The sequence below is a fragment of the Paenibacillus sp. J14 genome (assembly GCF_000518465.1).
GTDB classification, from domain to species: Bacteria; Bacillota; Bacilli; order Paenibacillales; family Paenibacillaceae; genus Fontibacillus; species Fontibacillus barengoltzii.
This window is the reverse complement of record NZ_JADQ01000016.1, coordinates 75,101-89,856: the sequence shown is the minus strand read 5'-3', so window position 1 is coordinate 89,856 and position 14,756 is coordinate 75,101. Positions and strand designations below refer to the sequence as shown.

The 14,756-nt window shown below is 49.7% G+C and carries 11 protein-coding genes and 1 pseudogene; 10 read left to right on the top strand and 2 right to left on the bottom strand.

Features of this window, described 5'->3' with window-relative positions; all coding sequences use genetic code 11:
* The first annotated feature begins 305 nt into the window (after nt 1-305).
* The 9 genes from M891_RS23570 to secG all read left to right on the top strand — a co-directional run bounded on the left by M891_RS23570 (nt 306) and on the right by secG (nt 11,286).
* Nucleotides 306-1,133: a glycoside hydrolase family 30 protein gene (locus tag M891_RS23570; protein WP_269635582.1), complete on the top strand. Its 828-nt coding sequence runs from the start codon at nt 306-308 to the stop codon at nt 1,131-1,133.
* A 342-nt stretch (nt 1,134-1,475) separates the two neighbouring features.
* The gene (locus M891_RS0108410; RefSeq protein WP_016314004.1) at nt 1,476-2,525 is read left to right on the top strand and encodes a sugar-binding transcriptional regulator; all 1,050 of its coding nucleotides are present in this window, start codon (nt 1,476-1,478) and stop codon (nt 2,523-2,525) included.
* Nucleotides 2,526-2,595: 70 nt separating this feature from the next.
* Nucleotides 2,596-3,606, top strand: coding sequence for a type I glyceraldehyde-3-phosphate dehydrogenase (gene gap, locus M891_RS0108405; RefSeq protein ID WP_028538507.1), 1,011 nt, complete (start codon nt 2,596-2,598; stop codon nt 3,604-3,606).
* A gap of 220 nt (nt 3,607-3,826) precedes the next feature.
* Nucleotides 3,827-5,008, top strand: coding sequence for a phosphoglycerate kinase (locus M891_RS0108400; RefSeq protein ID WP_016314002.1), 1,182 nt, complete (start codon nt 3,827-3,829; stop codon nt 5,006-5,008).
* Between the two features lie 302 nt (nt 5,009-5,310).
* Nucleotides 5,311-6,063, top strand: a complete 753-nt coding sequence (gene tpiA / locus M891_RS0108395) for a triose-phosphate isomerase (RefSeq protein WP_016314001.1) — start codon at nt 5,311-5,313, stop codon at nt 6,061-6,063.
* Nucleotides 6,064-7,611, top strand: coding sequence for a 2,3-bisphosphoglycerate-independent phosphoglycerate mutase (gene gpmI, locus M891_RS0108390; RefSeq protein WP_016314000.1), 1,548 nt, complete (start codon nt 6,064-6,066; stop codon nt 7,609-7,611).
* Between the two features lie 53 nt (nt 7,612-7,664).
* The gene (gene eno / locus M891_RS0108385; RefSeq protein WP_009224970.1) at nt 7,665-8,957 is read left to right on the top strand and encodes a phosphopyruvate hydratase; all 1,293 of its coding nucleotides are present in this window, start codon (nt 7,665-7,667) and stop codon (nt 8,955-8,957) included.
* A 298-nt stretch (nt 8,958-9,255) separates the two neighbouring features.
* A complete protein-coding gene (locus M891_RS0108380; protein ID WP_028538506.1) occupies nt 9,256-10,932 on the top strand; it encodes a glycoside hydrolase family 13 protein in 1,677 nt (558 codons plus the stop codon).
* Between the two features lie 120 nt (nt 10,933-11,052).
* Nucleotides 11,053-11,286 (top strand): preprotein translocase subunit SecG, encoded by a 234-nt coding sequence (secG, locus tag M891_RS0108375; RefSeq protein ID WP_016313998.1) that lies wholly within the window; start codon nt 11,053-11,055, stop codon nt 11,284-11,286.
* 205 nt (nt 11,287-11,491) lie between these two features.
* Here the strand turns inward: secG and M891_RS23565 are convergent.
* A pseudogene (locus tag M891_RS23565) lies at nt 11,492-11,938 on the bottom strand (transposase); the annotation flags it as partial.
* 502 nt (nt 11,939-12,440) lie between these two features.
* Here M891_RS23565 and M891_RS0108360 point away from each other — a divergent pair.
* On the top strand, nt 12,441-13,013 hold the full coding sequence (locus tag M891_RS0108360) for a GNAT family N-acetyltransferase (protein ID WP_028538505.1): 573 nt from the start codon (nt 12,441-12,443) through the stop codon (nt 13,011-13,013).
* A 57-nt stretch (nt 13,014-13,070) separates the two neighbouring features.
* Here M891_RS0108360 and M891_RS23560 read toward each other — a convergent pair whose 3' ends face one another.
* Complete coding sequence (locus M891_RS23560; protein WP_051416878.1) at nt 13,071-14,711, bottom strand: methyl-accepting chemotaxis protein; 1,641 nt, start codon at nt 14,709-14,711, stop codon at nt 13,071-13,073.
* Nucleotides 14,712-14,756 lie beyond the last annotated feature (45 nt).

Here is a 14,756-nt window from a genome sequence, read left to right as displayed (position 1 = left end):
CCAGCGATAGGTTTCGTAACCCGTGGGTCCTGCCTCGTAGCAAAACGATAGCGTTTCGGCCGGTCCCAGCTCTTTGATAAGCTTGCGTAACGCTGCCGGTGTGTGGGGAATGCTCCCGTAATAGCGTGGAGCTTCCCCGCTCACATCTGCAATNGCAACCGAAATTTTTTCTTTGGATACATCTAAACCGACGAATTTTGTGGTAGACTGCATAGTATCAGCTCTCCTTTGCTATGTAGCTCTGAAATGGTTTGGTTTATACTACACTATCCATTTTAACCTACGAGATGTAGCAATTTGGAGGGCTGTCTTTTGTTTACGTTCATCTTAGCTATATCGAATCATACGCTAAGCACGGGTTATCCATTTATGCGGTGACGCCGCAGAACGAACCGCTGTATGTGCCTGGGCATTATCCGGGGATGCTGATGACGGCCGAGATGCAGACGGATTTTGTGAAAAATTATCTGAAGCCGGCTTTTGTGAAGCATGGCTTGTCCACGAAGATTTTGGCGTATGACCATAACTGGGATCGGCCGGAGTATCCGCTCTCCGTGCTGAAGGAAGCTGGCGAAGCCGTCGATGGGGTGGCGTGGCATTGGTATGGAGGGGAAGCCTCAGCGCAAAGCCAAGTGAAGGAGGCTTTCCCGGACAAAGAGGTTCATTTCACTGAAGGCTCCGGCGGGGAATGGATACCGGCGTTTGAACCGGCGTTCTCCAATGTCATGCGGACGGGGATTGAGATTTTGCGAAATCACAGCCAATCGCTGGTGCTTTGGAATATGGCTTTGGATGAGCAGAATGGTCCGACCGTCCCAGGCTTTGGCCGCAGCACCTGCCGCGGGATCGTTACGGTGAACCAGCAGACCCGCGAGCTCGAGTATACGCTGGACTATTATGCGCTGGCCCATTTCAGCACAGTGATCCGCCCGAAGGCCGTTAGAATCGCCGCCGAGTCGGAGCAGCCTTCGATTCGTTCCGTCGCTTTCCGCAATACGGACGATTCGATTGGGATTGTATTATTTAATGACGGCGAGCAGGCGTCTGACGTTCGCTTGCGTCTCCGGGGTACTGAATTGCCGAGTTTGCGGATGGAATCCAAAAGCGCATTGTCGATCCGACTGAACAATTGAACCATTGAGAAACCATAAAATGATGTAGATCTAGAAGAGGCTCTCCCATGCGGGAGGGTCTCTTTTTTCTATGAAAATGACCGAACTGATTCCCCTCATCCGCAATCTTGCGGGACACAGTCGGCCTATTTTTCGACAATTCTCTGATTCAAATGTCAGGTTCTTGCGGGATTCTTTGTGCCTAGGGGTATAACTGCTCCGAAGAAAGTAAATGATACGGACGTCAGGCTTGCAACAAGGGAGAATATTGAGTAAAATAGCAGTGGGACTTAAAAAGTTATCCCGGGACATTTTAAGGCCAGGAGATGGAGAGAGAAGACGAAGCTTGCAGGAGTGGAAAGCATGCGAAACATATTAGAGATTCAAAAGCAGCTTCTTCCTGATCTCATGGACATTCTCAAGAAAAGGTACACCATACTTCACCAGATCATGTTGTCTGATGTCATTGGCCGTAGAACCTTGGCGAATTCGCTGGACATGACGGAGCGTGTGTTGCGTGCCGAGACGGATCTCCTGAAGGCCCAGGGCCTGATAGAAATCGAGAATATAGGCATGAGAATCAGCGACGCGGGACGGCGGTTGCTAGAGGATTTGGAGCCGGTCGTCAAAGAATTGTTTGGCCTCTCCAACCTGGAGGAGACGATCCGTCAGCATTATGGGCTGCGCAAAGTAGTGATTGTACCCGGAGATTGTGAAGCCTCTCCGCTGGTGAAGCGGGAGTTGGGGCGCGCAGGCGCCAAAGCACTGCTTAGTGTCATGCGTGGGGATGAGGTGGTTGCGGTAACCGGCGGCACGACGCTGGCGGAAGTCGCAGATCAGCTGAATCCGCCGCCTAACGTCACGATGAAGCAGAGCTGGTTCGTACCGGCACGGGGAGGTCTTGGCGAGAGCCTGGAAATCCAAGCGAACACGATAGCTTCCGGTATGGCGAAGCGCGTGGGTGCGGGGTATCGTTTGCTGCATGTCCCTGATCTGTTGGGGAAGGAAGCTTACGAGTCATTGGTACACGATCCGAATATTCAGGATATCGTGGACATGATCCGGCAGGCGCGTATCGTAGTGCACGGGGTCGGAGACGCTATGGAGATGGCACGTCGGCGCAAGCTGGAGCCAAGCATGGTCGAAGAAATCCGAAGAGAAGGTGCGCTCGCGGAATCATTTGGATATTACTTTAATGAAGACGGCGTCGTCGTGCACAAAATGCTGACCTTAGGCCTGCGTCTCGAGGATATTATGCAGACCGAGACGGTGATCGGCATTGCAGGCGGTAAGAGCAAAGCGAGAGCGATCCATGCCGTATTGCGGTTTGGCCAAGAGGATATCCTAGTGACCGATGAAGCGGCGGCGCAAGAGATCGTAAGCGAGTTGATCAACGGATCCGGGGCTAAATAGGTTTACTCATGACGGGTTTTATCCGGCCTGTCTTGAATAATAAAAAATCAAACACTGGGAGGAACTATCAATGAGTGTAAAAGTAGGGATTAACGGTTTTGGACGTATTGGACGCTTGGCTTTCCGCCGCATTCAAAACGTTGAAGGTATTGAAGTCGTAGCAATCAATGACCTGACAGATGCAAAAATGTTGGCTCATTTGTTGAAATATGATACAACTCAAGGCCGCTTCGAAGGCGACATCGAAGTACACGATGGATTCTTCAAAGTTAACGGCAAAGAAGTTAAAGTTCTGGCTAACCGCAACCCTGAAGAATTGCCTTGGGGCGAGCTTGGCGTTGACATCGTTCTGGAGTGCACAGGCTTCTTCACAACGAAAGAAAAAGCTGAGCTTCACCTGAAAGGCGGCGCGAAGAAAGTTGTTATCTCCGCTCCAGCTACTGGCGACATGAAAACCATCGTTTACAACGTAAACCATGAAATCCTCGACGGTACAGAAACCGTAATCTCCGGTGCTTCTTGTACGACGAACTGCTTGGCTCCAATGGCTAAAGCACTGAATGATAAATTCGGTATCGTTGAAGGCTTGATGACAACCATCCATGCTTACACTGGCGACCAAAACACGCTGGATGCTCCGCATGCGAAAGGTGACTTCCGTCGTGCTCGCGCAGCTGCTGAGAACATCATCCCTAACACTACAGGTGCTGCAAAAGCGATCGGCCTGGTTATCCCTGAACTGCAAGGCAAATTGGACGGCGCTGCACAACGCGTACCGGTTCCAACTGGTTCCTTGACTGAGCTGGTATCCGTTCTGAAAACGAAAGTAACTGCGGACGAAGTTAACGCTGCAATGAAAGCTGCATCCGACCCTGAAACTTTCGGTTACACTGAAGACGAAATCGTATCTTCGGACATCAAAGGTATGACTTTCGGTTCCCTGTTCGACGCTACACAAACAAAAGTATTGACTGTCGGCGACCAACAACTGGTTAAAACAGTAGCTTGGTATGACAACGAAATGTCCTACACTGCTCAATTGGTTCGCACGCTGGAATACTTCGCGAAAAAAGTAAAATAAGCAGTTACCCATATTAGAGATTCATCCCAAAGAGGAGCAACCTGTTCAGGACTCCTCTTTGGTTCTTGCATGTAATACGGCATTCACACACACCCAATAAAGTTATAGATAGAGATTCGTTTCATTGCGTTTTTATTTAGGAGAGGAACCAAGACAAAGCCGTAGATGCGCATTTTTTGGTCTGGGAGACCCGCGCATATCGTTTAGGAGGAACGTGGAGATGAACAAGAAAAGTGTACGTGATGTGGAAGTCACCGGCAAACGCGTGTTTGTTCGCGTAGATTTCAATGTACCGATGCAAGATGGTCAAATTACTGACGACACCCGGATTCGCGAAACGCTGCCAACAATCAAATACTTGGTTGAACAAGGCGCAAAAGTCATTCTTGCGAGCCATTTGGGTCGTCCGAAAGGCCAAGTGAACGAAGATATGCGGCTTACGCTGCCGGCAAAACGCTTGAGCGAGTTGCTTGGCAAAGAAGTAGCGAAAGTCGATGAAGCTGTTGGGGAAGCAGTGAAAGCGAAAGTCAATGCAATGAACAACGGCGACGTTCTTGTGCTTGAAAACGTACGTTTCTATCCAGGCGAAGAGAAGAACGATCCAGAACTCGCAAAACAATTTGCTGAGCTGGCTGACCTGTTCGTCAACGACGCATTTGGTGCAGCACACCGCGCACATGCTTCGACCGAAGGAATCGCACATTACCTGCCAGCCGTATCCGGCTTGCTGATGGAGAAAGAATTGTCCGTTCTCGGCAAAGCCTTGACGAACCCGGACCGTCCTTTCACCGCAATTATCGGCGGTTCGAAAGTTAAAGACAAGATCGACGTCATCGACAACCTGCTGAACATTGCAGATAACGTGTTGATTGGCGGCGGTTTGGCTTATACTTTCTTCAAGGCTCAAGGTTACGAAATCGGCAAATCGCTTCTGGATGATTCCAAACTCGACGTTGCCCTTGGCTTCATCGAGAAGGCGAAGAAGCTGGGTAAAAACTTCCTTCTTCCTGTCGACTGCATCGTAGCAGATGACTTCAGCCCAACCGCAAACCACAAAGCCGTGGATATCGACAGCATTCCTGCAGATTGGGAAGGCGTGGACATCGGGCCGAAGACTCGTGCGAAGTATGCTGAAATCATCAAGAACTCCAAGTTGGTCGTATGGAACGGACCGATGGGCGTGTTCGAGATGGACATTTTCGCTAACGGGACCAGAGAAGTGGCAGAAGCTTGCGCAACAACGGAAGGCTACACCATCATCGGCGGCGGGGATTCCGCAGCAGCTGCTGAGAAGTTCAATCTGGCTTCCAAAATGGACCACATCTCCACAGGCGGCGGCGCTTCCCTGGAATTCATGGAAGGCAAAGCACTTCCTGGCGTTGTAGCATTGAACGACAAGTAAGAATAAGTAGCTAGATCAAGGCTCAAAAAACGAGCTTTCAGCACTTCCGCTTCACGAGATACATCGTGATCAAAGTTCGTTTTTTGAGCTACCTCATTAAGATCAAGGTTCAAAAAACGAGCTTTCAGCACCGAGAAGGTTGGATGAAGCTAGGGACTGAGTAGCGGAGCGTAGACAGATCTACGTGAGCAACGGAAGGCCCGGCTGAATTCAAGATTCGAAGTCGAATCCGCTTCACGAGATACATCGTGATCAAAGTTCGTTTTTTGAGCTACCTCTATGAAATAAAAGGAGTGGGCTCTGTGAGAACACCAATTATCGCCGGAAACTGGAAAATGTTCAAAACCGTTTCCGAAGCCAAAGCCTTCTTCGAAGCCGTAAAAGGGAAAGCGGAGGTTGCTGGCGTTGAGAGCGTTATTTGTGCTCCGTTCACGAACCTTCCGGCTTTGGTAGAAGCTGCGAAAGGCACGTCGATCAAAATCGGCGCACAAAACATGCACTTTGAAGACGAAGGAGCTTTCACCGGCGAAATCAGCGGCCGCATGCTGAAAGAGCTTGGCGTGGACTATGTGATCATCGGCCATTCCGAGCGCCGGGCATATTTCGGTGAAACCGACGAAATCGTCAACAAGAAGATCTTGGCTGCCTTCAAACATGGCTTGACCCCGATCCCTTGCGTTGGCGAGAAGCTCGAAGAGCGTGAAGCTGGCCAAACGAAAGAAGTCGTGAAAGTTCAAACCGAAGCGGCTTTGAAAGGCCTGACGGCAGAGCAAGCAGCGCAAGTGGTGATTGCGTATGAACCGATTTGGGCAATTGGTACGGGCAAATCCTCGACCGCACAAGATGCGAACGAAGTGATTTCCTACATCCGCAGCCTGGTTCAGGGGCTTTACGGTGACGACGTAGCGGCGAAAATCCGCATTCAATACGGCGGCAGCGTAAAACCGGAAAACGTGAAGGAGTATATGGGCCAAAGCGACATCGACGGCGCGCTTGTCGGCGGTGCCAGCCTGCAGCCAGAATCGTACATCCAGCTCGTTGAGGGGGCGAAATAAATGACGGCTCCAAGACCAGTAGCTCTGATCATCATGGACGGATTCGGGCTTCGCGACAAAGTGGAAGGCAACGCGGTTGCCCAAGCGAAGAAGCCGAACTATGACCGTTATTTGAAGCAATATCCGAACACTACGCTGACAGCCAGCGGGGAAGCCGTTGGTTTGCCAGAAGGGCAAATGGGGAACTCCGAAGTAGGTCACTTGAACATCGGCGCCGGCCGGATTGTTTACCAAGACTTGACTCGGATCTCCAAATCGATTCGCGAAGGGGAATTCTTTAAGAACGAAACGCTGGTTGATGCGGTGCGCAGCGCGAAATCGAAGGGCAAGAAGCTCCATCTGTACGGCCTTCTGTCCGACGGCGGCGTTCACAGCCACATCGAGCACATGTTCGCGATGCTGGAACTGGCGAAGAAGGAAGAAATGCACGAAGTTTATGTGCATGCATTCCTGGACGGCCGCGACGTTGCTCCAGACAGCGCTAAAGGCTTCCTCGAGCAATTGATCGCTAAGATGAACGAGCTTGGCGTAGGCAAGATTGCCACCGTCCAAGGCCGTTACTATGCGATGGACCGCGACAAACGTTGGGACCGCGTCGAGAAATCGTACCGGGCCATGGTTTATGCGGAAGGTCCAAAATATACTGATCCGATTAAAGCCGTAACGGAATCGTACGAGAAATCGGTCTATGACGAATTCGTGATGCCAACTGTCATTGTGGATGACAAAGGCGAGCCGATCGCACAAGTTGAGAGCGGCGACTCCGTTGTGTTCTTGAACTTCCGTCCAGACCGTGCGATCCAGCTGTCCAACGTATTTACGAACAAAGATTTCCAAGGCTTCGATCGCGGCCCTAAATTCCCGACAGACCTGCATTTCGTCTGCTTGACGCTGTTTGCAGAAACGGTGAATGGGTACGTTGCGTACAAGCCGAAGGATCTCGACAATACGTTTGGCGAAGTGTTAGCTCAACATGGGAAGAAACAACTGCGGATTGCGGAAACGGAAAAATATCCGCACGTCACCTTCTTCTTCAGCGGCGGACGCGATGTAGAGCTGCCAGGCGAAAAACGCGTGCTCATCAACTCTCCGAAAGTCGCAACTTACGACCTGAAACCGGAAATGAGCGCTTATGAAGTTGCTGAAGCTTGCGTGAAGGAAATTGAATCCGATGTACACGATGCGATCATCCTGAACTTCGCAAACCCAGATATGGTTGGTCACTCCGGTAAAATGGAACCGACGATCAAAGCGGTTGAAGTGACGGACGAGTGCGTAGGTAAAGTCGTAGACGCGGTCAAAGCCAAAGGCGGAGTGGTTGTCATTATTGCTGACCACGGGAATGCGGATATGGAAATCGACGATGAAGGTCGTCCGTATACGGCGCACACCACGAATCCGGTACCGTTTATCGTAACCGACGAGAACGTAGTGCTTCGCGATAAAGGCATCCTCGCCGACGTAGCTCCAACGCTGCTCGACCTGATGGGCTTGCCGAAGCCGCCGGAAATGACCGGTCAATCGATGATTGCTAGCCGCAAGGCGTAAAAACATAGATCACCATTTGAATGGAATAACTACTTAAAAAGGAGACTGTAAACATGACGATTATTTCTGACGTATACGCTCGCGAAGTCCTGGACTCCCGCGGGAACCCAACTGTTGAAGTTGAAGTTTATCTTGAATCCGGCGCTATGGGCCGCGCTATCGTTCCTTCCGGCGCATCCACTGGTGCGCATGAAGCTGTAGAGCTTCGCGATGACGACAAAACTCGTTACCTGGGCAAAGGCGTACTGAACGCTGTTAAGAACGTTAACGAAATCATCGCTCCTGAAGTGATTGGTATGGACGCGCTGGACCAAGTTGGCATCGACAAATTGATGATCGAATTGGACGGCACGCCAAACAAAGGTAAACTGGGCGCTAACGCGATCCTGGCCGTTTCCATGGCAGTAGCTCGCGCAGCAGCTGATGCATTGGATCTGCCGCTGTACGCTTACCTGGGCGGATTTAACGCGAAGCAGCTTCCAGTTCCGATGATGAACATCGTGAACGGCGGTGCGCATGCGGACAACAACGTAGACGTACAAGAATTCATGATCCTGCCGGTAGGTGCTCCTTCCTTCAGAGAAGCGCTCCGTACAGGTGCTGAAATCTTCCACAACCTGAAATCCGTTCTGAAAGCTAAAGGCCTGAACACGGCTGTAGGCGATGAAGGCGGCTTTGCACCAAACTTCTCTTCCAACGAAGACGCATTGTCCTCGATCATGGAAGCTATTACGAAAGCTGGCTATACTCCAGGTAAAGACGTATTCCTGGGTATGGACGTTGCTTCCACTGAGTTCTACAAAGACGGTAAATACCATCTGGAAGGCGAAGGCAAATCCTTTACTTCCGCTGAATTTGTGGACCTGCTCGCTTCTTGGGTTGAAAAATACCCGATCATCACAATCGAAGACGGCTGCGCTGAGGACGATTGGGAAGGTTGGAAATTGCTCACTGAGAAATTGGGCAGCAAAATTCAACTCGTCGGTGACGACCTGTTCGTAACCAACACCGAACGTTTGTATAAAGGTATCAAAGAGGGTATCGGTAACTCGATCCTGATCAAAGTAAACCAAATCGGTACGTTGACCGAAACGTTCGACGCTATCGAAATGGCAAAACGCGCTGGTTACACTGCGGTTGTATCCCACCGTTCCGGTGAATCCGAAGACAGCACGATTGCCGATATCGCTGTAGCAACAAACGCTGGCCAAATCAAAACCGGTGCTCCGTCCCGTACGGACCGTATCGCGAAATACAACCAATTGCTTCGCATCGAAGATCAATTGGCAGACTTGGCTCAATACAACGGCCTGAAATCCTTCTACAACCTGAAAGCTCATCGTTAAGAAGGACAGCCGGATGATGATTCCGGCCTGACGCAAAGCCCCTGCTTGGATTTACAAGCAGGGGCTTTGAACGTTAGAGATCCTTTTTGCGCATTGTCATTGACAAGTTGGCAGGACGGTAATATAGTTGAAAGTAAACGTTTACGTTCAAGATATATATGCTATTAATCAGTAATCAGTGAAATAGGTTTTTGTTGCTCAATATAGTAAACGTTTACGTTGTGAAGTCATTGGATAGATAGAAAAAATGAGTGGTAAAAACTAGGCTGAATCTAAGGGTAGATGGAGGAGAAGCATCGTGGACAAGAAATGGTGGAAAGAAAGCGTCGTTTATCAAATTTATCCTCGCAGCTTTATGGATAGTAACGGGGATGGGGTCGGCGATTTGCGCGGGATCATCTCGAAGTTGGATTATTTGAAGTTCTTGGGCGTGGATGTAGTCTGGCTTTGCCCAGTTTACGAGTCGCCGAATGACGATAATGGGTACGATATCAGCAATTATCAATCGATCATGGATGAGTTCGGAACTATGGAAGACTGGGAGGAGCTGCTGGAAGGGCTGCATGCACGGGGCATGAAGCTGATCATGGACTTGGTTGTGAACCACAGCTCAGACGAACATCACTGGTTCGTGGAATCGCGTAAATCGAAGGATAATCCGTATCGGGATTACTATATCTGGCGTCCTGGCAAAGATGGGCAAGCACCAAATGACTGGGGATCCTTTTTCAGCGGATCGGCTTGGGAGTACGATGAAGCTTCCGATGAATACTATCTGCATATGTTCTCGAAGAAGCAACCGGATCTCAACTGGGAAAACCCGAAGGTGCGTCGTGAGGTCTACGATATGATGACCTGGTGGCTGGATAAGGGCATTGATGGATTCCGTATGGACGTTATCAATCTGATCTCCAAACCGGAGGGATTGCCAAACCATGCGGACGGAGGGAATTGCATTAACGGCCCGAGGGTTCATGAGTTTCTGCAAGAAATGAACCGTGAGGTGTTGTCTAAATACGATATTATGACGGTAGGTGAGACGGTGGACGTCACGCCGGAAGATGCGATCTTATTCGCAGGGACGGATCGGAATGAGCTCAACATGGTGTTCCAGTTTGAGCTGATGGGCATCGATTCGGGCCCGGATGGCAAGTGGTGGGCCAAACCATGGACACTGGTTGATCTCAAGCAGATCCTCTCGAAGTGGCAGACCATGTTGGATGGGAGAGCGTGGAACAGCATTTATATGAACAACCACGACCAGCCACGCCTGGTATCGCGTTTCGGTAATGACCGCGAATACCATAATGTGTCGGCTAAAATGCTGGCTACACTCCTGCATACGCTGCAAGGGACACCATACATTTATCAAGGCGAAGAAATTGGCATGACCAACGTACGATTTGAGACGATCGACGAATACCGCGATATCGAGACGTTGAATATGTACCAAGAGTACTTGGAGAAGGGGTACTCCACAGAACAGATCATGGAGGGGATCTATGCCAAGGGCCGGGATAATGCCCGTACGCCAATGCAATGGAAGGGCGACAGTCCGCATGCCGGTTTTACGACCGGAACGCCATGGCTGGCGGTTAACCCGAACTATCAGGAAATCAATGTGGAACGTGCGCTTGCGGACGACAACTCGATTTTCCACTATTACCGTCGATTAATTCAGTTGCGTAAACAGCATGAGGTGATCGTATACGGACGTTACGAGCTGCTGAATCCGGAAGATCAGCAGGTATATGCGTATACTCGTACGCTTGGAGAAGAACGGCTGTTGGTTGTCTTGAATTTTTACGATAAACCGGCCCACTTCACTTGGACGACAGATGAAGCCGTTGCCATGAGCATCGATGAGGTGAAGTCCGCAGAACTCTTGATTGCTAACTATGACGTGCCTGCGGGAGAAGATGTGCGGCAGCTCGATTTACGGCCGTATGAAGCACGGGTGTATAAACTCAGCTAATCTAAAGGAAAACGGTTGTTTTCCCAGAATTGCTATGGTACAATAATAATGCTGTTTTTGTATCTAAATTTCTGAGCAATGGTATAGATGAAAGATGTTCTCACTTAGGAGGTGGATTGAATGGATATTTTGTTGAAGGTATTGCTCGTTATTTTCTCGATCGGTTTGATCGCAGTCGTGTTGCTGCAGAAAGGGAAGAGCGCGGGTCTTTCCGGTGCCATCTCCGGGGGTGCTGAACATCTTTTCGGAAAAACGAAAGCGCGCGGCATGGAGCTCGTTCTCGAACGAGTCACGGTCGGATTGGCGGTTGGCTTCTTCATCTTGTCGATCGTCGTGGCTATCGTACTAGACTAGGCAAATCAAACTTTGTGTCAGGCAAGCCCTCGTCTTTTTTGGGAGATGGGGGCTTTTTCGTTGTGCTCTCACGGGAATATAGGGTCTCTGTCCGCTTCCCTTAAGGAATATCCCGTTGCGTCAGAACGTCTGTGCGCATAAATAACATAACGCCTCAAATATGCCTCATACGCGCTTCAAATATACTTCATACATGCTTCATACGCGTTCCATACACAGCCTCATACCAGTTGACCTTCACGTCTCCAGAGAGCAGTTCCTGGGCATCGCATTCGCCGAGGGTATGACGGATTTTGTGCAGCATGAGCCAGGCGGTCTTGTAGGTCACTTCAATGACCTGGCTCAACCGCAGCGCTGAGATGCCATCGGGAAGCAGGAATAACTCGAGGGCACGAAACCACTTTACCAGGGGCAGATGGGTTCTTTCAAAAATCGTACCAACCAAAGGAGAAGCTTGATAGCCGCATTTTCCACATTCAAACAAAGGTAGACGACGAGAGGATAGACGAGTGTACTCGGTATAAGCACAACGCGGGCAAACGAAGCCGTTTGGCCACTTCATCGCAATAATCGCCTCAATGCAATCTGCCTCACTTTGAAAGCGGCTGCTGATTGATGAAAGCCCCGAACTCGTATTCATTCCTAACTCCATGCCTGCTCCCTCCAATTCAATCAACATTAAACCAACGTACATTCTTTTTTCTTCATTATACCAAACGTATGTTCCTATATCAAGAATTAAATTCCATTTTTAACCTAATTCTCTATTTAGCTCTCAGATGATCACCATTCCATATAGGTTGATGTCCTCGTAGAACATCCCACCTGAACCAAAGGGATAATCAGTAAAATAGGGGGAGGAATGGGATAAGGGTTGGACTTGATGACAGCGAAAAATGTAAATAAAGAGGGAGATCCGTATTGCTTCAACAAAGAACTGACCGACAACGACAAAAGTTTAAGCGCCTGAATGATACCGCTCTGCACGTCGTGAAGACACGGTAAGAGAACCTTGTTTTTAGTTCTGAAAGAAAAGTGTAACAATTTTGAAAGGAATTTTTTAGCAATATATGTTAGATTATGTAGGATTTTCGTGGTTCAATAGTCGTTAAAATATTACAATTTTGGTACATGCAATGAGAGGAGGAAGGAATTTGTACAAGCTAGTGGAAACGCTGGAGGAAGGAACCTTGTTTCACTCGATTTGGATGGAGGCCTGGATGGAAAAAGGCTTTGAGCCGGAGTTTGCTGAGGACGTCTTAGGTCGTTGTCTCGTCTATGACGAGGCGGGGGTGCCGGTGGGCACCGTAGAGTTTAAACCCTATGTCCCGAAATCGGACGGGCTGTTAAATCAATTGGCGCCATTTGATGATCATCCGGCGATCCTATGCTCTGGGCCAGGGGAGATCGCTGAGGTGGATAAAGTCGCGCTGCTGAAGCAGTATCGCGGCCGCAACCTGAACCGATTGCTAGCAACGATCGTGTTGTTTGCTGAGCAGAACGGGATTCGCCATTACGTCACCTTGCTTGAGCCCACCTTGTTCCGAGCACTTCGGATCTCTTTTCATGTACCATTGACCCAGGTCGGGGAACGCCAATTCTATAAAGGGGATGACGTCATACCGGCCATTATTCATGCCTCAGAGTTTTATGAGCACCCAGAGCGGTTTGACTGGTATTTAGAAACGATCAAGTCCATGAATATGAATACGGTCTTATCTACATAATCCATATAAAAAGAAAAGGCTTGCCTAAGAGGCAAGCCTTTTTTTGCGTGTTGTTTGCTAGCCTACTGAAACAGGTTCTTTGGCAGGTTCCGCCGAAACGGAAACCTGCTCAGCTTGATTCGTCTTCACTTCTGGGGCTGCCGAATTCGAAGTAGGTTCGCTTCCTCCTGATGAGGAACCGGACGGCACCGTTGGTGGTTGAGGAGTGCTCTCCTGTGTCGTAACCCCTGCGGCCGTGGTTGATAGGGTGAGAATCAAGTTGTCGAGATCTTGATAGTGTCTTACAATCTCGTGAATTTTGCTGTCTTGCGCTTCGATGCCAGCTAGGATTTGCTGCGCGGCACTCATATTGTGCTCGGTGCTCTCGGCAATCTCCATCACTTCCGCCATAATGCTGGTATACCGGTCCTGCATCTGCCGTACCGAGCGATCGACTTCACCCGATTGCTCGTTCACTGTGCGGGCATTGTCAGACACTTTGCCCATGTAGCTTTGGACTTCTTGGGCTTCTTCCTGTCCGGAATGAACCGCTGTGGAGCCGAGGGTGATCTGTTCAGCAACGTTGTTGATTTGCCCAATGACGTCTGCCAGAATCTCGTTAATCCGCTGGGTGGCTTGCTGTGAGTTCTCTGCCAGTTTGCGAATTTCCGAGGAGACCACCGCAAAGCCTTTGCCATGCTCTCCGGCATGAGCCGCTTCAATCGCTGCGTTCATCGCCAGCAGGTTCGTTTGGGCAGAGATGCCATGGATTGTATCAACAATTTGGCTGACTTGTTCGTTTTGATCCCGAAGCTTCTGCATTTGGGTGACGGTGTCGTTAATGATCTGCTGCAGATGCTGTATATGTGCGGATAAGGCGTTCATCTTCGCCCCGGCGGCTTCCGTATTATTCAGCATGTCCGTGGACAACTCTTGAAGACGGGCCGAGATCTCGGCGGTGACCTCTACAGCTCCTCCAACCTCCTGCACCGATTGGGTCGTAGATTGTAACCCCAGCGTCTGCCGTTCCAAGGTTGAGGAGACGCTGCCAAAGGTCGTTGTAATTTCTTTGGAGATGGAACCTGTGACGGTTACGTTCTCCCGCAGCTGAGTGCTCAGACGTCCTAGAACTTCCAGCGAAGCTTGCAGTTTCGAAAGCAGCTCGTCACTGCGGCGTTTTGCTTCCATCGTGTCCTTCTGCTGAGTTAATACATCCTTCTGCAGACGTTCGCTGAACCGGGCGGCAAAAACTAGAGCAACAGTCAGGAACGCCAGGAATAGCAGCAAGTAGCTCAGCGACTCGCGGGGGAATAATTTATCGTGGTAGAAGGGAACGTTGAAAAAATAAATGGTAATCCCCATTCCCAAAACACCAGACAAAATGATCGGTTTGTAGTTCGAATACAACGTCATAATGCCGATACATACATAGACGAGCAGATACGTGCTGATGATCGGATCGGGATCTTGATAGATCAGCAGAAAAGTCAATAATGAGGTAATTACGGGAATGACAAACATGACGTAGCGGGTTCCTTTGTTGGCGTAAGTCATGTAGGTTGCGATGGAGCAACAAATTCCGCCGACGATGATCAAGGTCAATAAAACTTTACTATCCACCTGGATCATAATGTCGGTCAGGACGCCGAGTGCGACCATCCCCCATATAATTTTGACGAATAACTTATTGCGTCGTTGCAGAATTTGATTATTCTCCATACCCTCTCCCTCTCCTAATACATGGAATTCCTACTTTATAATGTC